The sequence below is a fragment of the Azospira sp. MPR-LB4 genome (assembly GCF_058809525.1).
Map to the genome: position 1 here is coordinate 22,699 of NZ_CM179521.1, position 23,592 is coordinate 46,290.

General features: G+C 67.3%; 17 protein-coding genes. 14 read left to right on the top strand and 3 right to left on the bottom strand.

From position 1 onward, the window contains the following. Positions 1–6: 6 nt before the first annotated feature. From AC3QLZ_RS00120 to AC3QLZ_RS00135, 4 genes are all read left to right on the top strand, one after another. On the top strand, positions 7–1,233 hold the full coding sequence (locus AC3QLZ_RS00120) for a molybdopterin molybdotransferase MoeA (protein WP_014237212.1): 1,227 nt from the start codon (positions 7–9) through the stop codon (positions 1,231–1,233). A gap of 9 nt (positions 1,234–1,242) precedes the next feature. Beyond that, positions 1,243–1,494, top strand: coding sequence for a molybdopterin converting factor subunit 1 (gene moaD, locus AC3QLZ_RS00125; RefSeq protein WP_014237213.1), 252 nt, complete (start codon positions 1,243–1,245; stop codon positions 1,492–1,494). A gap of 27 nt (positions 1,495–1,521) precedes the next feature. Continuing rightward, positions 1,522–1,983 (top strand): molybdopterin synthase catalytic subunit MoaE, encoded by a 462-nt coding sequence (moaE, locus tag AC3QLZ_RS00130; RefSeq protein ID WP_014237214.1) that lies wholly within the window; start codon positions 1,522–1,524, stop codon positions 1,981–1,983. A 269-nt stretch (positions 1,984–2,252) separates the two neighbouring features. Further along, entirely contained in the window at positions 2,253–3,143 is an 891-nt protein-coding gene (locus tag AC3QLZ_RS00135; protein ID WP_014237215.1) for a hypothetical protein, read from the top strand. A 202-nt stretch (positions 3,144–3,345) separates the two neighbouring features. Here the strand turns inward: AC3QLZ_RS00135 and AC3QLZ_RS00140 are convergent, their stop codons facing one another. Then, positions 3,346–4,986: a methyl-accepting chemotaxis protein gene (locus tag AC3QLZ_RS00140; protein ID WP_014237216.1), complete on the bottom strand. Its 1,641-nt coding sequence runs from the start codon at positions 4,984–4,986 to the stop codon at positions 3,346–3,348. A 580-nt stretch (positions 4,987–5,566) separates the two neighbouring features. Here AC3QLZ_RS00140 and AC3QLZ_RS00145 point away from each other — a divergent pair. The 5 genes from AC3QLZ_RS00145 (at position 5,567) to clpB (ending at position 14,674) form a co-directional block, all read left to right on the top strand. After that, complete coding sequence (locus tag AC3QLZ_RS00145; protein ID WP_165397436.1) at positions 5,567–7,933, top strand: PAS domain-containing sensor histidine kinase; 2,367 nt, start codon at positions 5,567–5,569, stop codon at positions 7,931–7,933. Then, on the top strand, positions 7,914–8,561 hold the full coding sequence (locus AC3QLZ_RS00150) for a response regulator (RefSeq protein WP_014237218.1): 648 nt from the start codon (positions 7,914–7,916) through the stop codon (positions 8,559–8,561). Before AC3QLZ_RS00145 ends, AC3QLZ_RS00150 begins: the two co-directional genes overlap by 20 nt. A 270-nt stretch (positions 8,562–8,831) precedes the next feature. Beyond that, positions 8,832–10,067, top strand: coding sequence for a methyl-accepting chemotaxis protein (locus AC3QLZ_RS00155; protein WP_274412993.1), 1,236 nt, complete (start codon positions 8,832–8,834; stop codon positions 10,065–10,067). After that, entirely contained in the window at positions 10,064–12,019 is a 1,956-nt protein-coding gene (locus AC3QLZ_RS00160; protein WP_014237220.1) for a putative bifunctional diguanylate cyclase/phosphodiesterase, read from the top strand. Before AC3QLZ_RS00155 ends, AC3QLZ_RS00160 begins: the two co-directional genes overlap by 4 nt. A 69-nt stretch (positions 12,020–12,088) precedes the next feature. Beyond that, a complete protein-coding gene (gene clpB / locus AC3QLZ_RS00165) occupies positions 12,089–14,674 on the top strand; it encodes an ATP-dependent chaperone ClpB (RefSeq protein WP_014237221.1) in 2,586 nt (861 codons plus the stop codon). A gap of 133 nt (positions 14,675–14,807) precedes the next feature. Here clpB and AC3QLZ_RS00170 read toward each other — a convergent pair whose 3' ends face one another. Further along, on the bottom strand, positions 14,808–15,383 hold the full coding sequence (locus AC3QLZ_RS00170; RefSeq protein WP_014237222.1) for a hypothetical protein: 576 nt from the start codon (positions 15,381–15,383) through the stop codon (positions 14,808–14,810). Between the two features lie 282 nt (positions 15,384–15,665). Here AC3QLZ_RS00170 and AC3QLZ_RS00175 point away from each other — a divergent pair, with 282 nt between their 5' ends. Then, the gene (locus AC3QLZ_RS00175) at positions 15,666–16,082 is read left to right on the top strand and encodes a YkgJ family cysteine cluster protein (protein WP_014237223.1); all 417 of its coding nucleotides are present in this window, start codon (positions 15,666–15,668) and stop codon (positions 16,080–16,082) included. Between the two features lie 146 nt (positions 16,083–16,228). On the opposite strand, the gene AC3QLZ_RS00180 is transcribed toward AC3QLZ_RS00175, so the two are convergent. Next, on the bottom strand, positions 16,229–18,277 hold the full coding sequence (locus tag AC3QLZ_RS00180) for a sensor histidine kinase (RefSeq protein WP_014237224.1): 2,049 nt from the start codon (positions 18,275–18,277) through the stop codon (positions 16,229–16,231). A gap of 264 nt (positions 18,278–18,541) precedes the next feature. Here AC3QLZ_RS00180 and AC3QLZ_RS00185 point away from each other — a divergent pair, with 264 nt between their 5' ends. The 4 genes from AC3QLZ_RS00185 to AC3QLZ_RS00200 all read left to right on the top strand — a co-directional run bounded on the left by AC3QLZ_RS00185 (position 18,542) and on the right by AC3QLZ_RS00200 (position 23,528). Beyond that, on the top strand, positions 18,542–19,057 hold the full coding sequence (locus AC3QLZ_RS00185) for a sigma-70 family RNA polymerase sigma factor (RefSeq protein WP_014237225.1): 516 nt from the start codon (positions 18,542–18,544) through the stop codon (positions 19,055–19,057). Further along, positions 19,044–19,979 carry a FecR family protein gene (locus AC3QLZ_RS00190; protein WP_014237226.1) on the top strand — a complete coding sequence of 312 codons (936 nt, stop codon included), beginning with the start codon at positions 19,044–19,046 and terminating at the stop codon, positions 19,977–19,979. The genes AC3QLZ_RS00185 and AC3QLZ_RS00190 overlap by 14 nt, the downstream gene beginning before the upstream one ends. A 101-nt stretch (positions 19,980–20,080) precedes the next feature. After that, positions 20,081–22,501 (top strand): TonB-dependent receptor, encoded by a 2,421-nt coding sequence (locus AC3QLZ_RS00195; protein ID WP_014237227.1) that lies wholly within the window; start codon positions 20,081–20,083, stop codon positions 22,499–22,501. A gap of 61 nt (positions 22,502–22,562) precedes the next feature. Then, positions 22,563–23,528 carry an alpha/beta hydrolase gene (locus tag AC3QLZ_RS00200; protein WP_014237228.1) on the top strand — a complete coding sequence of 322 codons (966 nt, stop codon included), beginning with the start codon at positions 22,563–22,565 and terminating at the stop codon, positions 23,526–23,528. Positions 23,529–23,592 lie beyond the last annotated feature (64 nt).

A 23,592-nucleotide genomic window follows, 5' to 3' on the forward strand; every position in this document is an offset into this window, starting at 1 on the left:
ACACCCATGCTCAGTTTTGAAGACGCCCTGGCCCAGTTGCTGGCCGCTGCCAAGCCCGTCAGCGAAGTGCGCTGGCTGCCCACCCAGGCCGCCGCCGGCCGGGTGCTGGCCCAGGACCTGACCTCCACGGTCAATGTGCCGCCCCTGGATAACTCCGCCATGGACGGCTACGCCGTGCGCGCCGCCGACATTCCCGTGCCCGGCACCGTGCTGCCGGTCTCCCAACGCATTCCCGCCGGTTCCGTCGGCACCACCCTGGAACCGGGCACCGCCGCCCGCATCTTCACCGGCGCCCCGGTGCCTCCCGGCGCCGACGCCGTCATCATGCAGGAACGCTGCGAGCATGCCGGCGAAGGCCGGGTCAGTTTCCAGCACGTACCCAAGGCTGGGGAGAACATCCGCCGGGCCGGGGAAGATGTGGCCAAGGACGCCCGCATCCTCGCCGCCGGCACCCGCCTGGGGCCGGCCCAACTGGCCTTCGCCGCCTCCGTCGGCCTGGCCGAAGTGCCCGTGTATCGCCGCCTGCGGGTGGCCACCTTCTTCACCGGCGACGAGCTGGTGATGCCGGGCCAGCCCCTGCCGGCAGGGGCCATCTACAACTCCAACCGCTACGCCATCGTCGCCCTGCTGGAACGCCTGGGTTGCGAAGTGAAAGACCTGGGCCAGGTGCCCGACAGCCTGGAAGCCACCCGGGCTGCCCTGCGCGAAGCCGCCGACGCCGCCGATCTGGTGGTGACCTGCGGCGGCGTCTCCGTGGGTGAGGAAGATCACGTCAAGCCCGCGGTGGAAGCCGAAGGCAGCCTCAACCTGTGGAGCATCGCCATCAAGCCGGGCAAGCCCCTGGCCTTCGGCGAAGTGCGCCGCAGCGAAGGCGAAAGCGCGGGGCAGGGCAGCGCCGCCTTCATCGGCCTGCCGGGCAACCCGGTCTCCGCCTTCGTCACCTTCCTCATGCTGGTGCGGCCCTTCATCCTGCGCAGCCAGGGCGCTACCGAGGTGGCCCCCCGGGCCTACTCCCTCCCGGCTGCCGGCGAGTGGAAAAAGGCCGACAAACGCCGCGAATTCCTCCGTGCCAGCCTCACCGCCGAAGGCTCCGTGGCCCTCTACCGCCATCAGGGCGCCGGGGTCATGGCCTCCCTGGTGGAAGCCACGGGCCTCATCGACAATCCTCCGGGTCAGGTGATCCAGGCCGGCGACACCGTGCGCTTCCTCTCCTTCTCCGAACTCCTGGGCTAAGGTTCCATCATGATCAAGGTGCTCTATTTCGCCGGCCTGCGGGAAGCCCTGGGCACGGCCGCCGAGGAAGTCTCGCCGCCCCTCGACCTGCTCGACGTGGGCGCCCTGCGGGCCCACCTGGCGGCCCGGGGCGGCGACTGGGAAAAACTGCTGACCACCAAGAACCTGCGCTTCGCGGTGAACCAGGATATGGCCCGGGCCGACACCCCGGTGCACGACGGCGACGAAGTGGCCTTCTTCCCGCCGGTCACCGGCGGCTGATGCGGCTGATTCCCTGAAGGAGCGAACATGAGCGTCCGCGTGCAGCAAGAGGATTTCGACCTGTCTGCCGAAGTGGCGGCCCTGCGCGCCGGCCAGCCCGGCGTCGGTGCCGTGGCCGCCTTCGTCGGCCTGGTGCGGGACATGAACGAGGGCAGCGGCGTTTCCGAGATGGCCCTGGAGCACTACCCGGGCATGACGGAAAAGGCCCTGGAGGCCATCGTCGCCGAGGCCAGGGCGCGCTGGGACATCCTCGGCGCCCGCATCATCCACCGGGTCGGCACCCTGCAGCCCTGCGACCAGATCGTCCTGGTGGCGGTGAGCAGCGCCCACCGGGGCGAGGCCTTCGCCGCCTGCGAGTTCATCATGGACTACCTGAAGACCCGGGCCCCGTTCTGGAAGCGGGAAGTGACCCCCGCCGGCGCCCGCTGGGTGGACGCCCGGGAAACGGACGACTCCGCCGCCGCCCGCTGGGAGAAGGGCGGAAAGTAGCCCACCTGCGAGGTAGTCGGGAAGGTAGGAAAGACGCCACTCTCCTCTATGTCTGGCCTGGGACGCCCGTCCCTTCTTCCTCTCCAGGGGGAGCGAAATCTGCAGCCGTTTTTTTCACGGTTCCCAGCCCGGATTGCGTTGTTGCCTGGCGTGGCATCGCCGGGGTCCGGCAAGTCTGTTTGTTCCGGGGTTGTGCAAATGTCATGAATTGATATGATGCGCGGGTCCAATTGTTCTGCCGTTGGTTTCGATGCCGCGGCCATTCCGCCATGAACCGTTTTTCTTTTGCCGCTTCCTGCATCGCCTTTGCCGTTACCTTCAGCCAGCCGGCCGCCGCGGGCCTCTTCGGTCCTGCCAGCGAGCCCCTGCAGAGCGATGCCCTGATGCAGAAGCTGCGCTCCGCACCGGTGGTGCTCAACGTCCGGGGCAACCTGCTTCATATCCGTTCCAAGGGGGGCGAGGTCGGCGGTTTTCTGCTCGGCATGATAGCTGGCAGCGCCTTGGCCTCGGGGACGTCCTCCGGTCCGAGCACCAGCGCTCAGCAGTTGCAGCGGCAGCTGGACGCCAATGTCCAGATCGCCACCACTTTCAGCCAGAACGTGAATAGTGCGATTGTCAGCGCCGCCGAGGCCCAGACCGCCAAGCCCCAGGCTCAGGTGGCGAAGGAGGGGCCGGTCCTGGCTGTCAGCCAAGAACTCCTGGCCAGTTTGTCCCAGGTGCCGCAGTTGAATATCGCCACCGCCGGCGCTGAGCGCAGTGCTTCTGCCGCCGACCTGCAACTGACGGTTTCCCAGCCCCAGTGGCAACTCGACTATTCCATGCTGTCGAGCGACTACACCCTGCGCTACAACGTCAGCGTGCAGCTCTACCAGAAGGAAAGCGACACGATCTACTTCAAAGAGTCCTGCCAGGGCGAATACGGGGAGAAGATGCCCCAGGAAGAATGGGAACGGGATGAGTTCGGCGCCCTGCAGAATGCTTCCCGGGAGATCGCCAAGCGTTGTGCGGCCGAGTTGCAGGGCAAGCTGGGATTGGCAACCGGGGCGGTTGCAATGGCGGAGGAACCCACCGGTACGGTGCCAGCTGTGGTGTCGTCGGCCCCCACCGAGGCCGGGGCACCTGCCGTTGCTGGAGAGCCTGCTGCAGATACTGGCCAATAACGCTCGGGCGGCTCATGGCCGTCACAGGGATTGATCAAGCCGCCGTCAGGCGGCTTTTTCATGGGGGATTGCCGGCCTCCGGCCGACGCCGGATGACCATGGCGGGTACGGGGTGCGGTGGTGCTTCAGTCATTGGGAGCCTTTGGCCTGCCCCATGAAAAAGGCCGCCCGCAGGCGGCCTTGGCGTGGTCGGCGGTGTCGCCTAGTGGGTCTTGAAGCGGCTCACCGAGCCGTGCAGTTCCAGGGACAGTTCCTGCAGGTGGCGCGCCGCCTCGGCCGTGTGGGCGATGGCGTTGGCGCTGTCCTCGGACATGCGGGCGATGCGCTCGATGCTCTGGGCCATGTCGCTGGAAGTGGTGCTCTGTTCCTTGATGGAATTGGTGATGTCGTTCACCACCTGGGTCACCCGCTGGGCGCCGTCCCGGATGTTGTTGATGGATTCGCCGGCCTCGTTGGCCAGTTCCACCCCCTTGTCCACCTGATTCACGCCCAGTTCCATGCTGGCCACGGCGTTGCGGGTGCCCGCCTGGATCTTGCTGATGGTGTCGGCGATTTCCTGGGTGGACAGGCTGGTGCGTTCGGCCAGCTTGCGCACTTCGTCGGCCACCACGGCAAAGCCCCGGCCCTGTTCCCCGGCCCGGGCGGCCTCGATGGCGGCGTTCAAGGCCAGCAGGTTGGTCTGGTCGGCGATTTCCTTGATGGTGTTGACGATGGAGGTGATCTGGTCGGACTGGCGGCCCAGTTCTTCGATGATGGAGGAGGAGGCCTGTACCGCTTCGGCGATCTGGCGCATTTCCTGGGCAGCGTTGTGGATGACCACGGTGCCCTGCTGGGAATAGTCGCCGGACTGGGTGCTGATGGCGTGGGCTTCCCGGGCGTTTTCCGCCACCTGGTCGATGCTCACGGTCATCTCCTGCATGGCGGCGGCCATGGAGGCGGCGGATTCGCTCTGCTCCCGGGCCGAACCGGTGACTTCCTCGGAGGCCCGCATCAGCTGGGCGGCGGCGGTGGACAGCTGTTCGGCGCCGCCGACGATGCTGCCGATCATGCTGCGCAGGGTTTCCTGCATTTCCTTCATGCTGGCGATGAGGCTGGTGGAATCGCCGGCCTCGGTGCGGATGTCCACCGTCAGGTCGCCGGCGGCGATGCGCTTGGTGATGACCGTGGCCTCGTGGGGTTCGCCGCCCAGGATGCGCAGCAGGCTGCGCCGCACCAGGAACAGGGAGACGCTGATGAGGCCGCCGATGGCCAGGCCCCAGATGAGGAACTTGATGGCTTCCTGCTTGAAGATGGCGTTCACGTCGTCGGTGTAGATGCCGCTGCCGATGACCCAGCCCCAGGGCTCATAGCCCTTGACGTAGGAGATCTTCGGCACCGGGTCCTCGAAGCCGGGCTTGGGCCACAGGTAGTCGACGAAGCCGGCGCCCTGTTTCTTCACCGTCTCGTTGAATTCGCGGAAGAGGTACTTGCCGGCCTTGTCCTTCAGCTGGTCCAGCTTCTTGCCGTCCATTTCCGGCTTGATGGGGTGCATCACCATCAGGTCGTTGAGGTCGTTGATCCAGAAATACTCGATCTTGTCGTAGCGCAGGTCCTTGATGGCGGCGATGGCGGCCTGCTGGGCTTCTTCCTTGCTCAGCTTGCCCGCCTGGACCTGCTTGTCGTAGTGGGCCACCAGACCGTGGGCCACTTCCACCAGGTTGCGCACCTTTTCCTGGCGATCCTGCATGAGCAGGGATTTTTCCGTGGCCAGCACCACGGCGAACAGCACCACCAGGCTCAGGACCGTGATGCCGGTGAGCCAGAGGAACTTGGTACGAATGGAAACGGGTTTTCCGGTAGTCATGGTGTCTTCCTCCACAGGCGCCGGACGGCATGCCTGCTCGTTGTTTTTTTAAGGCAGAGCAAATCTGCTGCGGAGATTCTAGCCGAAACTGGGCCCGTCCCGACAAACGCCGCTGTCCGGAAACGACGATTAGGCGCCTGTCCTACGCCGATGTTCTAAAAACCGGATGCCGTGGGAATAGGGGCGCGAAAGCTGGGGATGTAGTGAAAAGCGCCATATACAATAACGATTTTCGCTACACACAAATGAATCGGCTCCTGATAGGTGGGCCAGGTCCGGCGCCCTAAAATGGTGAGTTTGGTCGGTAGGTCCAGGGCCGATGCTGCCTCGACGTTCTGCCTCAATCCGGTCCGGATGGGTTGCAGCGTACGGATGGAAGCTCCTGTGGTCCCCAGCAAGGCGTGGGGGAGGGGAACAGGACGTAGCGCAATACATCGTTTGTTCACAACAAGAATACACCGGCCTTTTTCTGGGCTCAGTTCCATTGCCGCCGAATCTCAGCCTATCTCCGGGAGGAGCGGTCGGGGCGGGCGGCAAGGGGGGCGCCATTAGCGACTAGGACATGCTGGAGGAAGGAATCATGGGAGGAATCTGGCCGGACTTCCTGACTGCGCTGATTCTGGTCGGCATCGGGTGGTCCTGCAGCCTGCTGCTGCTCGACCGGGAAACCATTCCCCGCCTGCTGTCCTCCCTCAACCTGGGGCGGCTGCTGCACCTCTCCCTCGAATCGTCGGACCTGGGCATCTGGTGCTACGAGCATCAGCAGGACCGCATCTTCCTCGACGGCCGCGCCAGCCTGCTGCTGGGCCTGCCGACCCGGGCGGCGCGTCTGGCCGAATTCCTCGAATGCGTGGTGCCGGAAGACCGGGAGCGCATCCGCCGCATCTGGCTGCATCCGCCGACGACGGCGGCGCCGGGGACGGTGGAATTCCGCGTTGGCGACTCGCACCGGGGCCTGCGCCATCTCTCCCTCTCCTCGGGTCTGCCTGGCCGTGGCGGCAAGCGCCGGCGCCGGAGCGGGGCCATGGCCATGGGCACCCTGCAGGATGTGACCGAGCGCAAGAAGGTGGAGATTGCCCTGCGCGAGAGCGAGGCCCGCTTCTCCACCATCTTCCGCACCTGCCCGGCGGGCATCGCCCTCTGCCGGGTGGCCGACGGCTCCCTGGTGGACGTGAATCCCGCCTTTCTCCATATCTACGGCCTGGAGCGGCAGGAGGTCATCGGCATGACGTCCTTCGCCCTGCATCTGTGGGGCTCGCCCCAGCAGCGGGAGGTGGCCCTGGCCTCCATCCTCATCGACGGACGGGGCTACCAGAGCGAGCGCTCCATCCGCCGCCCGGACGGCCAGGTGCGCCACCTGCTGATCTCGGTGGACCTGGTCTTTCTAGACAGCGAGCGCTACCTGCAGTGGACCCTGCTGGACGTGACGGAGAACCGGCGCAGCCAGGCCCTGGCCAGCCGCAACGAGATTCTCACCAACGCCATCATGAATTCCCTCGACGTGGCCGTGGCGGTGCTGGACCGGGAGGGCAACATCCTGCGCACCAACCGCAAATGGTCCGAGTTCGCCCTCGGCAACGGCGCCGGCGAGGAGCTGGCGGCAGGGGTGGGGCTCAACTATTTCGAGGTCTGCCGCCGCTCCTTTCCCGAGGCTTCGGCGACGGAAGCCCTGGCCGGCATGCAGGCGGTGCTGGAGGAAAGGCTGCCGGTGGCCAGCATCGAGTATCCCTGCCATGGTCCTGCCGGCGAGCGCTGGTATCTGCTGCAGGCGACGCCCCTGGGTTCGGGCCTGCAGGGCCTGGTCACCATCCACATGGACATCACCGCCCGGCGCCAGGCGGAAGAGGGCCTGCGGCAGCGCCTCATGCTGCAGGACAAGCTGGCCCGGGTGGCGGCTTCGGTGCCCGGGGTCATCTATTCGATCAAGCTGCGGCCCGACGGCACTTTCTGCATTCCCTACGCCATGCAGGGCTCGGTGGACATCTTCGGCCTGCGGCCGGAGGACCTGACGGAGGACCTGGGGCCGGTCCTCAGCCGCATCCACGGCGCCGACCAGGAACGGGTGCTGGCGGTGGTGCTGGAGTCGGCCCGGACCATGGCCCCCTGGCACTGCGAGTTCCGCGTGCATCATCCCCAGGGGGGCGTGCGCTGGGTGGAGAGCAAGGCGGTGCCGCGGCTGGAGGACGACGGTTGCGTCATCTGGCACGGCTATATCCACGACGTCAGCGCCCGCAAGCAGGCCGACGCTGAACTGATGCGCTCCCGGGACCAGCTGCGGGCCCTCAACGAAGGCCTGCAGCGGGTGCGGGAGGAGGAGCGTTCCCGCATCTCCCTGGAAATCCACGACCAGCTGGGGCAGAGCCTGACCGTGCTGAAGCTGGAGATGGCCTGGCTGCGGGCCCGCCTGCTGGGCGGACAGGCGGAGGAAAAGACCCGGCTGCAGGAGGTCGGCCGCCTCATCGACGACACCCTGCGCGCCGTGCGCACCATCTCCTGGGATTTGCGCCCCGGCATCCTCGACACCCTGGGCCTGGGGGCCGGCGTCGAGTGGCTGGTGGACGATTTCCGCCGCCGCCTGGGCATCCGCTGCAACGTGGTGGTGCCCCGGGAGCGCCTGGAGCTGCCGGATGTCCTGGCCACCCATCTGTTCCGCATCTGCCAGGAACTGCTGACCAATGTGGCGCGCCATGCCCAGGCCAACCGCATCGATGTGAGCCTGGGCCTGGCCGACGGCCGGGTCCTGCTGGAGGTGCGGGACAACGGCAGGGGGATGCCGATGCTGCCCGCCCACGGCCATTCCCTGGGCTTGCTGGGCATCAAGGAGCGGGCGGCCCAATGCGGCGGCGAGGTGCACATCGCCACCCGCCCGGAAATCGAGGGCACCCGGGTGCGGGTTCTCGTTCCACTCATAACAAGGGAGACGGATATTGGAAATATTGGTCATTGACGACCATCCCGTCGTCAGCCGGGGCATCAGCCAGATCCTCGACCAGGAACACGACATGCGAGTGGCGGCCCAGGCCGGCACCATCGACGAGGCCCTGCTGCTGCTGCGACAGCGCAGCTTCGACGTACTGGTGCTGGATGTGAACCTGCCGGGCCGCAACGGCCTGGAGGCCCTGCCGGAAATCCACCGCATCGCGCCGGCCATGCCCATTCTCATTTTCAGCATCCACTCGGAGGAGCACCTGGCCATGCGCGCCCTGAAGAACGGTGCCAGCGGCTTCCTCAACAAGGAAAACGCACCGGAGGAACTGGTGCGGGCAGTGCGCAAGCTGGCCGCCGGCGGCACCTACGTCAGCGCCCGCCTGGCGGAGTGGCTGGCCCTGGAGGTGAGCGGCCGGCGCCAGTGCCTGCCCCACGAGAACCTCTCCGACCGGGAGTACCAGGTGATGTGCCTGCTGGCGGCCGGACGCTCCGTCTCCCAGATCGCCGAAACCCTGCACCGCAGCCCCAACACCATCAGCACCTACCGGGCCCGCATCCTGGCCAAGATGGGCATCCGCAACAATGCCGAACTGACCCTCTACGCCATCAACAACCGCCTCATCGCCAGCCCGCCGGCCCCCTTCTAGGGCCATTCCGTACGGCTCGAGCTTTCCCCGGCAGGCTGTAGTTGCAACGACGACAGACCTCCGGCAGGAAGGTGATAGGGGAATCAGGTCCCGGGTGATACCGGGGCGAATCAAAGCGTCATAAATTCGTCCTGGTTGGAATCGGTGGCGGCCGGCAGGGCTGCCGGCCATGTCCGTGGCAGCCGCAAACCACCCCATCCCGGCGCGCAACTCCAGGAACCATCACCACGACCGTGGATGCGGGACAACAACAGCTCCCTGGAGGAATCATTGGAAGCATCACGCCTCTTCAAGCGCGGCATCCTGGCCTTTTTGTCCATCGCCGCCGCCACGGGGGCCGCCGTTTATGGCGGCCATGAAGCCTTTCACCGCTTTGCCGAAAATTCCCTGGGCCTGTCGGACCGGGTGGTGGATACCCTGGGTTCGATGTGCATCGTGGTCGTTGCCTTCTGCGTCCATTACGCCATCTCCCGCCTGTTCTACCGGGACTTCCTGCTCGGCTCCCGGGTGGCGGCCGAGCATCTGCAGCAGCGCTCCCGGGAGCGCCTGGCCTGCGCCGCCGAACTGGCCGGCCGGGTGCGGGAAGTGGGGCGGGTCGGCGAGCTGACGCGGGAGCAGCTGGGCCAGCTGGTGCAGATCACCGAAGGGGCGGCGCGGGACATCATCGTCCAGTGCGAGAACCTGGACGCCACCATGGGCGACCTCAAGCAGATGGTGTCCCAGGCCGACGAGCTGAGCGCCCGCCTGACGGAAGACACGGAGGCCCGCATGGCCCACAACCGCACCGTCATCTCCCGTCTCGAACAGTACATCGAAGAGCGGGTCAGCGAATCGGCGGAGGACCAGCAGCGCACCAGCCGGGTCATCGGCGAAACCCGGGCCCTGGGCGGCCTGGTGGAGGTGATCCGGCACATTTCCGGCCAGACCAACCTGCTGGCCCTGAATGCCGCCATCGAGGCGGCCCGGGCCGGGGAGGCGGGGCGCGGCTTCGCCGTGGTGGCCACCGAGGTGCGCAAGCTGTCGGGCGAGGTGGACCAGGCCGCCACCCAGATCCATGCCGGCATCTCGGCCATGGCCCAGAGCATCCAGTCCCAGTTCGAGCACAAGCTGGCCGGCACCCACGTGGACGCGGAACGCACTTCCCTGCAGGCCATCACCGCCCAGCTGGAAGGGCTGGCCGAGGGCATCCAGCAGGCCATCAGCGGCGAGGCCAATTCGGTGCGCCTCATCTGCGACGGCGCCGCCATGCTGGACCAGGCCATTCTCCAGGTGATGAGCAGCATCCAGTTTCAGGACATCACCCGGCAGCAGATCGAACGCATCCAGGAGGGCATGCTGCGCATGGAGGACTACGTCCAGTCCCTGGTGCTGCAGCTCGAATCCCTGGAGTCCCTGGAGGCCTGCCACCCCCGGGAGGAACCCCTGGACCAGCTGGTGCAGGGCCTCTATGCCAGCATCACCGGCAGCAGCAAGGCGCCGGCCGGCGGCCTGGTGGAGCTCTTTTGAGCCCGGCGCCGAAATCCTCGGCGCCGGCCTGCTGCGCCAATCCCCTGCTGCGCCCCGGGCACCGCCAGGCCTGGCCCCTGGTGCTGCTCTACCTGTGCGCCGGCGGCGCCTTGCTGGCCGTGCTGCAGGGCGCGGCCGGCCTCTCCGACGGCGGTGCCGCCGTGCTGGTGCTGGGGAGCAGCGCCGCCGTGCTCTACCTGCTGCTCTACCGCAGCGGCACTCCCCGGGAGCTGGCGGCCTGCCGGGATTACGTGCATCGCCTCAACCTGGCCTCCGCCGTCTTCTCCGCCGCCCGGGAGGGCATCGTGGTGACCGACCTGGAGGGCCGGGTGGAAGCGGTGAATCCGGCCTTCTGCCAGATCACCGGCTACGGCGAGGCGGAATTGCAGGGCTTCAACCTGCGCCTGCTCAAGTCGGGCCGCCAGGACGGCGCCTTCTATCGCCAGCTGTGGCGCGACCTGCTGGAGAGTGGCCACTGGCAGGGGGAAATCTGGAACCGGCGCAAGAACGGCGAAACCTATCCCCAATGGCTGACCATCAGCACGGTGCGCGACGAGGCGCACCAGCCGGTCAGCTATGTGGGCGTGTTTCTCGACCTGTCACCGATCCGGCGCTCCGAGCAGAAGCTGCTGCACCTGGCCCACCACGATCCCCTGACCGACCTGCCCAACCGCACCCTGTTCCTGGCCCGCCTGGAGCATGCCCTCAGCCTCTCGGCCCGGGAAGGCGGCAGCGGTGCCGTGCTGTTCCTCGACCTGGACCGATTCAAGGATGTCAATGACAGCCTCGGCCATCCGACCGGGGACCGCCTGCTCTGTGCCGTGGCCGAGCGCTTGCGACCCTGCCTGCGGGAGAGCGACACCCTGGCCCGCCTGGGCGGCGACGAATTCCTGCTCCTGCTGGAAACCGCGGCCACCCCGGAACGGGCCGCCGTGGTGGCGGAAAAGCTCCTGGAGCAACTGGCGGCACCGTTCCGTCTCGACGACAGGAGCGAGGTCTACGTCGGCGCCAGCATCGGCATCTGCCTTTATCCGGCGGACGGGGACAACGCCACCACCCTGATCCAGCATGCCGATTCCGCCCTCTACCAGGCCAAGGCGGCGGGGCGCCACACCTTCCGTTTCTACAGCGAAGCCCAGACCCGGCAGGCGGATGCGCGCCTGGCCCTGGAGGCGGCCCTGCGCCGGGGCCTGGAGAAGGAGGAGTTCCTGCTGTACTACCAGCCCCAGGTGGATCTTCGCACCGCCAGCCTGGAGGGGGTGGAGGCCCTGGTGCGCTGGCGCCTTCCCGGTGGCGAACTGGTGCCGCCGGCCCGCTTCATTCCCCTGGCGGAAGAAACCGGCCTGATCCTGCCCCTGGGGGAATGGGTGCTGCGCCAGGCCTGCCGCCAGATGCAGCAGTGGGTGGCGCGGGGCCTGCCGATCCGCCGGGTGGCGGTGAATCTCTCTTCCCGCCAGTTCCGCCAGGCCGACCTACTGCAGCGCATCAACGCCATCCTGGCGGAGACGGGCCTGGCGCCCCGCTACCTGGAGCTGGAAATCACCGAAAGCCTGCTCATGGACAATTCGGCCCAGGTGGACGCCAAGCTGGAAGCCCTGGAGGCCATGGGCATCCGGCTTGCCATCGACGATTTCGGCACCGGCTATTCCTCCCTTTCCTACCTCAAGCGCTTCCCCCTGCACACCCTGAAGCTGGACCGCAGCTTCATCCGGGACATTGCCGACGACCCGGTCAGTTCCAACATCGTTGCCTCCATCATCGAGCTGGGTCAGCACCTCGATATGGACATCCTGGCCGAAGGGGTGGAGACCGACCAGCAGCGTGGCATCCTGCTGCAAAACGGCTGTCGCACCTGCCAGGGCTATCTGTTTTCCCATCCCCTGCCGGCCGAGGAACTGGAGGCCCGCTGGCTGCGGGCTGCCGCCGACCTTGGAGTGCCTCCGCGCAATTAGGGCGGCCAGGTAGTTGAAATTAAAGGGAGTGCCCCCATCTTCCGGTCAATCCATCGGAAAGGAGCTCCCATGCGCTTCGACAAATTCACCACCAAGTTCCAGCAGGCCCTGGCCGACGCCCAGAGCCTGGCCATCGGCGCCGACAACCAGTTCATCGACCCCAGCCATCTGCTGCTGGCCCTGCTTAACCAGGATGACGGCGGCACTGCCTCCCTGCTGGCCCGGGCCGGCGTCAATGTGCCGCCCCTGCGGACCGCCTTGGAGCAGGCCATTGCCCGCCTGCCCAAGGTGGAAGGCCACGGCGGCGACGTTTCCATCGGCCGAGACCTGACCAACCTGCTCAACCTCACCGACAAGGAAGCCCAGAAGCGGGGCGACCAGTTCATCGCCTCCGAAATGTTCCTGCTGGCCCTGACCGGCGACAAGGGGGAAACCTCCCGCATCGCCAAGCAATACGGCCTGGAGAAGAAGCCCCTGGAAGCCGCCATCGACGCCGTGCGCGGCGGCCAGGGGGTGGACAGCCAGGAGGCCGAAGGCCAGCGCGAATCCCTGAAGAAATACTGCGTGGACCTCACCGAGCGGGCCGCCCAGGGCAAGCTGGACCCGGTCATCGGCCGGGACGACGAAATCCGTCGCGCCATTCAAATTTTGCAGCGCCGTACCAAGAACAACCCGGTGCTGATCGGCGAGCCCGGCGTTGGCAAGACCGCCATCGTCGAGGGCCTGGCCCAGCGCATCGTCAATGACGAGGTGCCGGAAACCCTGAAGGGCAAGAAGGTGCTGGTGCTGGACATGGCTGGCCTGCTGGCCGGGGCCAAGTACCGGGGCGAGTTCGAGGAGCGCCTCAAGGCCGTGCTCAACGACATCGCCAAGGATGAAGGCCGCATCATTCTCTTCATCGACGAAATCCACACCATGGTCGGCGCCGGCAAGGCCGAGGGCGCCATCGACGCCGGCAACATGTTGAAGCCCGCCCTGGCCCGCGGCGAGCTGCACTGCATCGGCGCCACCACCCTGGACGAATACCGCAAGTACATCGAGAAGGATGCCGCCCTGGAGCGCCGCTTCCAGAAGGTGCTGGTGGACGAGCCTTCCGTCGAAGCCACCATCGCCATCCTGCGCGGTCTGCAGGAGAAGTATGAACTGCACCACGGCGTGGACATCACCGACCCGGCCATCGTCGCCGCGGCAGAACTCTCCCACCGCTACATCACCGACCGCTTCCTGCCGGACAAGGCCATCGACCTCATCGACGAGGCCGCCGCCCGCATCAAGATGGAAATCGACTCCAAGCCGGAAGTGATGGACAAGCTGGACCGCCGCATCATCCAGCTGAAGATCGAGCGGGAAGCGGTGAAAAAGGAAAAGGACGAAGCCTCGAAGAAGCGCTTCGGCCTGATCGAGGACGAAATCGCCAAGCTGCAGAAGGAATATTCCGACCTGGAAGAAGTGTGGAAGGCCGAGAAGGCCCAGGTCCACGGCGCCGCCCACGTCAAGGAAGAGATCGACAAGATCAAGGCCGAGATCGCCAGGCTGCAGCGCGAAGGCAAGCTGGAAAAGGTGGCCGAGCTGCAATACGGCAAGCTGCCCCAGCTCGAAGCCCAGCTCAAGGTGGCCGAGAAGGCCAGCGAAGGCGGACAGCAGCAGAACAAGCTGCTGCGCACCCAGGTGGGCGCCGAGGAAATCGCCGAAGTGGTGAGCCGGGCCACCGGCATTCCCGTCTCCAAGATGATGCAGGGCGAGCGGGACAAGCTCCTGAAAATGGAAGACCGCCTGCACCAGCGCGTGGTGGGCCAGGACGAGGCCGTGCGCCTGGTGTCGGATGCCATCCGCCGCTCCCGCGCCGGTTTGAGCGACCCCAACCGGCCCTACGGCTCCTTCCTCTTCCTCGGTCCCACCGGCGTCGGCAAGACCGAGCTGTGCAAGGCCCTGGCCGAGTTCCTCTTCGACAGCGAAGACCACCTGATCCGCATCGACATGAGCGAGTTCATGGAGAAGCACTCCGTGGCCCGCCTCATCGGCGCGCCTCCGGGCTACGTCGGCTACGAGGAAGGCGGCACCCTGACCGAAGCGGTGCGACGCAAGCCCTATAGCGTGATCCTGCTGGACGAGGTGGAAAAGGCCCACCCGGACGTCTTCAACGTGCTCCTGCAGGTGCTGGACGACGGCCGCATGACCGACGGCCAGGGCCGCACGGTGGACTTCAAGAACACCGTGATCGTCATGACCTCCAACCTGGGCAGCCAGATGATCCAGCAGATGGCAGGCGACGATTACCAGCTGATCAAGCTGGCGGTGATGGGCGAGGTGAAGAGCTACTTCCGTCCCGAGTTCATCAACCGCATCGACGAGGCCGTGGTCTTCCACAGCCTGGACGAGAAGAACATCCGCAACATCGCCCGCATCCAGCTCGGCTATCTGGAAAAGCGGGTGGCCCAGCTGGAAATGCGCCTGGAGGTGGCCGATTCCGCCCTGGACGAACTGGCCAAGGCCGGCTTCGACCCCATCTTCGGCGCCCGCCCGCTGAAGCGGGCCATCCAGCAGCACATCGAGAACCCGCTGGCCAAGCAGATTCTCGAAGGCAACTTCGGCCCCAAGGACACCATCCTGGTCAGCTGCGACGAGGGCGGGGTGATGCGCTTTGCCAAGGGTTGAGTTGCAGAACTAACGGTGGCAATACGGCAAAACGGCGGGTCCTGAGTACATCAGGCCCGCCGTTTTTCTGTGAGGGTGTGATCCGAGCCCATCACCCGCTCGATGAGGGACGCTCCCGGTTCGCCGTATCGGATCAGTGCCGGTTGGTGACGACGAAGTAGGCGAATCCGTCCGGGGTGGCGACGCAGCCTTCGTTCTGCTCGATTTTGCTGCCGACGGCGGCAGTGATGCGTTTTTTTTCCAGGCGGCCAGTGCTGCCTTTGTCCTGCCCCAGGCCGGCGTTGAGAGCGTCGCATACTTCGGGACGAATATTGGTAAGCAGGAGCAGGTCGTCGGCTGCTGCCGACCCCAGTTCTTCGCCCTGGGGGCCGCCAATGACCACATTGAATTCGCTGCGCAGATACTGCCAGGGAGCGGGTGCGGTCTGGATGCCGGAGGGAACGGGGAGCGGGACGCCACCGCTAAAGTAAACTCCATCGACCAGGGGCTGGAGATCGGTGAGGCCGGTCTTGCCGTTGAAGACACCATCGGCCTCAGCCCGGAAGAGCGTCATGGAGAACTTGGCGACATGATCCTGGAAGGCTTTGATGGTTTTGGGACTGGCCTGGGAAGAGGCACTGCCTCCTTCGCTGTCGGCAGCTTTCTGGCATGCCGAGGTTCCCAGACAGGCGGCAATGATGATGGCAGTGGCAAGGCGTTGGTAATGCATGGCTAGTCCTTCGGCGTGAAGTTTGGCTGCGTGTGCGGTTGATCGTCAGTATTGCGGCTGGCCGCCATTGTACTGACCCGTTACCTGCTGGGCTGGGCATTGGTGATGTTCAATGGAGCGGATAGGGCGGGGGCTTATCAAGGGCGCCGAGTTTTTTTAAACTGCCCGTCCCTGGCCCTCTTGTCCGGTTGCCAACCCACGGTGGACAACGGAGGTGGTGCGGCGGGGGCCATTTCCATCCATTTTTTGCTTGTGCCGGCCCGGGCGGGCCGGGAGAACGACATGCCCCAGATCAGCATTCGCACCGAGGACGACCGGGTTTTCTACGACATGGCGGGGAACGACCATCCCTGCGTCGGCTGCGGCTGTTGCTGCAAGTTCTTTCGCGTTTCCTTCTACCACGGGGAGCTGGATACCCAGCCCGGCGGCTATGTGCCGGAAGCCCTGACGTCGTCCCTGACGCCTTTCCGCGCCTGCATGAAGGGCACGGAGTCGGGGGAGGGGCGCTGCATCGCCCTGCAGGCGGACAATCGCTGCGGCATCTACGACAACCGGCCTTCGGTGTGCCGGGAGTTTCCGGCCCTGCTGGAGGACGGCAGCCTCAATCCGGAATGCGTGCGCCTGAAGCGCCTCTTCAGCCTGCCCATTCCCGGGGAAGCGCCGGGTCCGGCCGGGGACGACACACAGCGGGCTGCCTAGCCCGCTTTTTTTTTGCGCCGGATTTTCCCCCGGGGCATGCCCGGGGAGGCAGATGGGGCGGCCATCGTGGCCGACCCATGCCGGAGATGGGCGTGCTTGCTTGATCCTGGGGCAGGGTGCCGGAGGGCAACCGGCCCGGCGGTATTTCAGTGGGCCGGGTCCCGCAGCTCGGGCACGGCGCGGCGGGCCTCCCGCAGGCAGCGCAGGGCGGTGTCGAAGTCGATGCTGTCGATGGCCTCGTCGCAGGCCCGGGCGCCGGGGCCGAGGGCGGCGTGGAGCAGCGGAGTGTAGCGCTTCCACAGGGTCTGGGCCTGGAAGTTGTCGGCGGCGAGGAGGGCTTCCAGTTCGGCCAGCACGTGGCGCACCCGCTGCCAGTCGCCGGCGCCGAGGACCCCCGGGTTCTCGTCCACCGCCCCCAGGGGCAGGGTGAACCAGAAGGTGCTGCCGTCGCCTGGGGTGGAGGTGCAGCCGATCTCGCCCAGCATCAGGGCCACCAGGCGCTTGCACAGGGCCAGGCCGAGGCCGGCGCCGCCGTAGCGGCGGGTGCTGGAATTGTCGCCCTGGTTGAAGATCTGGAAGAGGTTGTCCCGCAGTTCGGGGGCGACGCCGATGCCCTGGTCGCTGACCTCGAAACGCACCCGCACGTTGCCGTCGTCGCTGGGCACCCGGTGGGCCCGCAGGATCACCGGCCCCTGTTCGGAGAACTTGATGGCGTTGTCGAGCAGGCCGTTGAGTACCTGGCGGATGCGCTCCGGGTCGCCCTGCAGGCGGGCCGGCAGGGCCGGGTCGCTCACCACCTGGACGCCGATGCCCTTGGCCGCTGCCGCTTCGGCCAGGCCCTGGCGGGCCTCCTCCAGCAGCTCGGCCAGGCCGAAGTCGCGCAGGGCCAGGGTGATCTTGCCGCTCTCGATGCTGGAGACGTCGAGGATGGAGTTGATCAGTTCCAGGAGGCGCTGGGAGGCCTGTTCCACCTTGTGCAGATGGTCCTGGCCCCGGGGGCCCTGGACTTCCCGCTGCAGGATGGTGGTGAAGCCCATGATGTGGTTGAGGGGAGTGCGCAGTTCGTGGCTCATCTTGGCCAGGAAGGTGCTCTTGGCCCGGTTCGCCGCCTCCGCCTCGTCGGCCCGCTCCGCCAGTTCCGTGGCCAGACGGGTGCGTTCCTCCAGCAGGGTCTCCAGCTCGGCGCCGATGCGTTTGCGCACCGCCAGGTCGGCCCGCAGGCGTTCGGCGGAACGGTACATGAGCCAGGCGGCCAGGCCGATGGCCAGCACGGCCAGGGCCGCCAGGCCGCCCAGGATCAGGCTGTGCTCCTGCCAGCCGCCCAGGTAGTCCCGGCTGGCCATGCCGACGATGACGTAGAAGGGGTAGGACTCCAGGCGACGGTAGGCATTGTTGCGTTCGACGCCGTCCAGGCTGGTGCGGGCCAGGTACTGGCCGTCCGTCGGGTGCCGGCGCAGCATGTCCAGCAGTTCCTGGGAAACCTCCCGGCTGCCGACGGCGTTGCGGGTGCTCGGATAGCGGTGCACCAGGGCCAGGTCGGCGGTGCGGATGGAAGCCGCGCCCTGGGGGCCGAGGCTGACGGAGGCGAGGATGCGCTCGAAGTGGATGGTGGGGATGGCGGCATAGACCACACCGGCGAAGGTGCCGTCCGGGGCCTCGATGCGGCGGGAGAGGGTGACCACCCATTGCTTGGCAATGCGCCCCATGAGGGGACCAGCAATGATCAGTTCGCTGGCGCTGCCGTCCCGGGCCCGCAGGAAGTACTCCCGGTCCCCCAGGTTGACCGGGCCGCCGCCGGGAATGCCGGCACCGTAGCGCACCACGCCGTCCCGGTCGATGATGCGCAGGCTGATGATCTCGGGCACCAGGGCCTGCTGCCGTTCCAGATAGAGCTTCAGTTCCAGGGGGCGCACCTTGCCGCCGGCCAGCTGCTCCTGGTACTGGGTCACCGTCGATTGCAGCACTACGTCGATCTTGTCGAAGACGCTGCTCAGGTGCAGGTCCAGCATGTGGGAGACGTTCTGGGTCGCCACCTCGGCCCGCTCCCGATAGCGGATGCGCTCCTCCCAGATGGCCATGGCGGCCAGGGACACCACCAGGGTGGCGATGATCAGGGCCACCAGGGCATGGGGCAGCCAGCGCGGCATGTCGGCGCCCGGGGCCTCGACGGCGGAAATCTTGGCTGGAGCATTCATGGCTGGTGGGGTCCCGGTGAGTGACGCGGTGGCTGATGACGTCGGTTTATTCTGGGGCCTGGATGCCTTCCGAACAAGAGGCGGGGAGGGACGGTGCCAGGTGCCGCCGATGCCCCGGCCCCGATGGCGGCGGGAGTCGGCCCCCCGGGCGGCGCTTGCATCTTGCTACATATTTGAGAATAATTCGCATCTAGCCAGCAGTGAGTGCCTTACTCCGCGCCAGCCACGTTTTCCGTCCACCTGGCTTTCCCGCGGAGTTCCTGCATGCACGTCGCTTCTTCGACCGAATCTGTCGACCATCTCTACCGGTCCCATCACGGCTGGCTGTTCGGCTGGCTGAGAAAGAAGACGGGCTGCCGCGACCACGCCGCCGACCTGACCCAGGACACCTTCCTCAAGCTGCTGGCCCTGCCGGAAATGCCAGCCCTGCGGGAGCCCCGCGCCTACCTGCTGGTGACGGCCAACCGCCTGCTGATCAACCTGCACCAGCGCTCCCGGGTGGAGCGGGAAACCCTGCAGGCCCTGGTCCTGCTCCTGGAGCCGGACAGCGAGCCCAGCCCCGAACACATCGTCGCCATGCGCCAGCTGCTGCGCCAGGTGCTGCTCATGCTCTCCGAGGAACTGGAGGAGAAGCCGCGCCGCGCCTTCCTCCTGGCCCGGCTGGAAGGCCTGTCCTACGCCGATATCGCCGCCGAGCTGCAGGTCTCCGAAAGCAGCGTCAAACAGTATCTGGCCAAGGCCCTGGCCCATTGCCACGGGAGGCTCTATGGCCACCTGTGAGCGGGAGGAACTGGCCGCCATCCGGGAGGCCGCGGCCGCCTGGGTGGTGCGCCTGGCCGACGAACTGGAGGAGACGGGGGAGGGCGGTGCCGGCGGCGAGGCGCAGCGGGACTTCCAGGCCTGGCTGCGGGCCGACCCCCGCCACCAGGAGACCTTCCGCCAGATCCGCCTGATGTGGGACGCCCTGGAACAGCCCCTGCCCCGGGCCGCCCCGGCCCGCCGGCCGCTGCTGCTGGGGGCCGCCTCCCTGCTCGGCCTCTGTCTGCTGTTCCTGGGCCACGGCCAGCACTGGCTGGCGGACGAGCGCAGCGGCATCGGCGAGGTGCGGCAGCTGACCCTGACGGACGGCTCCCGCCTGACCCTGGACAGCGGTTCCGCCGTGGATCTGGATTTTTCCGGTACGGAGCGCCGGGTGCGCCTCCTGGCCGGTCGGGTCCTGGCCCAGGTGGCCCACGACCCGGCGGGCCGCCCCTTCCGGGTGGTGAGCGAGGAGGGCACGGCCCAGGCCCTGGGTACCCGCTATGTGGTGGATCGCAGCGGCGACGGCACCCTGGTCAGCGTCATCGAATCCTCCGTCGCCGTGCGGGCCGCCCGGGGCGGCGCCAGCGTCACCCTGGGGCCGGGCCAGGCCCTGCGCCTGGGACCGGGCGGCACGGCCGAGCCCCTGGCGGCGGCACCGGCGGCCGACAGCTGGGAGCGGCACCGCCTGATCTTCGACAACGCTCCCCTGGACGAGGTCCTGGCCCAGCTCAACCGCTATTTCCCCGGCCACCTGCACGCCAGCGGCGACGATCTGGCCCGCCTGCGCTTTACCGGCGCCCTGCCGGCGGACGATGTGGACAAGGCCCTGCGCCTGCTGGCCGAGGTGCTGCCCCTGCGGGTGGAGCGCCACTCCCGCTGGCTGATCCGGGTCCGTACCTGAAAATTTTTCAAAATATTTTGCCCGGGGACTGCCCGATTCCGTTTCTCGCCGGTCATGGAAAGTGAAAGCCACTTTTTTCGACCGTCTTTTCAGGAGTCTGCATGTCCCAACCAGCCCAGCGCCCCGGCCGCCGACAGGCCCGGCCCGCCTTCCGTCTCACCGCCCTGGCCCTCGCCCTCTGCTGTGCCGGGCCCCTGTGGGCCGATCCGGCCGCCGGCAAGGCCGGCATCCACCTGCAACAGCCGGCCCAGCCCCTGGGCCAGGCCCTGTCCCAGCTGGCGGCCAAGACCGGCCTGCTGCTGGGGGTGGATGCCAGCCTGGTGGCTGGCAAGACCGCCCCGGCCCTGGACGGCTGGTTTGCCCCCGATGCGGCCCTGGTCAAACTCCTCGCCGGCAGCGGCCTGGAAGCCGTGCCCGGCAGCGACGGCACCTACACCCTGCGCCGCCTGCCTGCCCGCAGCGAAGCCGCCCTGCCGGAAGTGAAGGTCACCGCCAGCGGCGACTACCTTTCCCTGCCGACCCCCTACGCCGGTGGCCAGGTGGCCCGGGGCGCCCGCCTGGGCATGCTGGGCAACCGGGACGTGATGGACACGCCCTTCAACATCACCGCCTATACCGCCGACGTGGTGGAAAACCAGCAGGCCCGCACCGTGGCCGACGTGCTGGCCAACGAGCCCTCCGCCCGTTACACCGTTTCCGCCGGCCACCTCTACGAGAACTTCCGCCTGCGCGGCTTCGACGTTTTCGCCGGCGACCTGTCGGTGAACGGCCTCTTCGGCATGACGCCCCAGGGCCACGTGCCGGTGGAGTTCCTGGAGCGGGTGGAAGTGCTGAAGGGCCCCGGCGCCATGTTCACCGGCATGCCTCCCGGCGGCGGTGTGGGCGGCGTGGTGAACCTGGTGACCAAGCGGGCGGCGGACGATCCCCTGACCCGGGTGACCGTGGACTACACCTCCGATTCCCAGATCGGCACCCATCTGGACCTGGGCCGCCGCTTCGGCCCCGCCAAGCAGATCGGCCTGCGGGTCAATGCAGCCCACCGGGAAGGGGACACCACCACCGACGGCCAGCAAAAGAAGCGTGATTTCCTCTCCGTCGGCGCCGATTACCGGGGCGAGGCCCTGGTGTTGTCCGGCGACTTCTACTACAGCAAGGAGGAAATGAAGGGCGGCACGCCGGCCTCCGCCTACTGGTTCGCCGATTCCCTGCCGTCCCCCCTCAGCGCGCCCGATGCCAAGCAGAACCTGTTCCCCGGCGCCTACGGCACCCTGGAGAACATGGGCCTGATGCTGCGGGCCGACTACGAGATCAACGACAAGCTTTCCGTCTACGGCTCCCTGGGCACCCAGCATTACGACTACTGGGGCTTCATCAACGGCACCCACGCCCGCAACATCCAGGCCAACGGCAATTTCACCGGGGTGCTCACCGGCCAGTACGGCTTCAGCGATTCCGTCGCCTCCGAGATCGGCCTCAAGGGCCGCTTCAAGACCGGCGACGTGGGCCACGACGTGGTGGTGAGCACCTCCGGCCTGCTGCAGGAAAGCGGCTCCCTGACCAAGTCCGGCACCAGCTTCGCCTCCAACATCTACAACCCGGCGGCGGCCAACGTCGGCACCTTGCCCGGCAGCGCGCGCAAGACCGGCGAAACCACCCTGACCAGCCTGGCCATTGCCGACACCCTCTCCTTTCTCGACGAGAAGGTGCTGCTGACCCTGGGCCTGCGGGACCAGCGGGTGCGCACCCGCAACTTCAACGGCACCACCGGGGTGCAGACCTCCAGCTACGACAAGAGCGCCGTGACGCCCTCCGTCGGCCTGGTGGTGAAGCCCTGGGCGGCACCGGTGTCCCTCTACGGCAACTACATTGAAGGCCTGAGTAAGGGGGACACGGTCACCGACGTCACCGCCACCAACTACGGCCATACCTTCGCCCCCTACAAGACCGAGCAGAAGGAAGTGGGGGTGAAGTGGGAAGCGGGCAAGTTTGCCAACACCGTCTCCCTCTTCGAGCTGACCAAGCCGGGCATGATGAAGGTGGGCAATGCCTACACCGACGGCCAGGAACGCCGCCACCGCGGCATCGAGTGGAACACCTTCGGCGAGGTGAGCCGCAATGTGCGCCTGCTGGGCGGAGCCACCTATACCAAGGCGGAGCTGACCCGCACCCAGAACGGCACCTATGACGGCAACACCGCCATCGGCGTACCCGAGTGGCAGGCCACCCTGGGCTCCGAATGGGATACGCCCTGGGTGAACGGCCTGACCCTGACCGGCCGCCTGACCTACAACGGCAAGTTCTACCTGAACGCAGCCAACACCCACCAGCTGCCGGCCTGGACCATCCTGGACCTGGGCGCCCGCTACACGACCCGGGTGGCCGAGCAGAAGGTGGTGTTCCGCGCCAACGTGAACAACGTCTTCGACAAGAACTACTTCTCCGGCAGCTTCTCCGACAGCTATTCCATGGCCACCATCGGCGCGCCACGCAGCGTCAGCCTGTCGGCCTCGGTGGACTTCTGAGTCCGTTCCTCCCGCCCCCGGGCCGTGGCAATGGCCGGGGGCTCTTTTTTTCGAGGCATCCATGCAATCTATGAGCTTGTTGTCCCTGCGCCTGGGCCGCGGCCTTCTCCTGGGCCTGCTGCTGGCGCCTCTGCTGCCCCTGGGCGGCAGCCCGGCCCTGGCTCGCGACGAGACCGCCTGGCGTCCGGTGGAACTGCCCCAGTCCCTGCAGCGGGACGTGACGTCCCGCCATACCGGCCGTACCTACCGGATTTTCGTCGCCAAGCCGGCCGGGGCCGCCCCTGCCGCCGGCTTCCCGGTGCTCTACGCCCTGGACGGCAATACGGCCTTTCCCACCCTGTCGGTGGTGGCCCGGCGCATGGCCGAGCGTGCCGCCGTTACCGGCGTGCCGCCCACCCTGGTGGTGGCCATCGGCTATCCGGGTTCCGCCGACGAGGCGGTGACGGCCCGGGCCGACGACTACACGCCGCCGCTGCCGCCCGGCCGGCCCAAATCCGAGCGGGGCGGCGAGCGTCAGGGCGGCGCCGACCGCTTCCTGGCCTTCATCGAGGAGGAGCTGAAGCCCCTCATCGCCGCCGAGTTCCCGGTGGATCCGGCGCGCCAGGGCCTGTTCGGCCATTCCTACGGCGGCCTGTTCGCCCTGCACGTGCTGTTCACCCGGCCCCAGGCCTTCCACACCTACGTCGCCGCCAGTCCCTCGGTCTGGTACGGCGACCGCTACCTGCGCCTGGAGCGGGAGCAGCTGGCCGCCGGCGCCCGCCGCCAGGCCCAGGTGCTGATCACCGTCGGCGCCCGGGAGGACGATCCGCCCAGCGACAACCCGGATTCGCCCCGGGCCCGCCTCCTGGCCAGCCGGCCCATGGTCACCGACGCCCGGGAGATGGGCCTGTGGCTGGCCGGCGGCGCCCGCCTGGCCGGGCCGGTGCGCTACGAGGTGCTGGCCGGGGAGAACCACGGCTCGGTGATCCTGCCCTCCCTGACCCGGGCCCTGGCCTTCCTCGGCGATCCCGAGGCCATGGCGCCCTGAGGCCGCCCATTGCCGTGTTCGCCCTTTCCTTCGCCAACCGGGGCCCCTGGCCCCTTTTCGGATG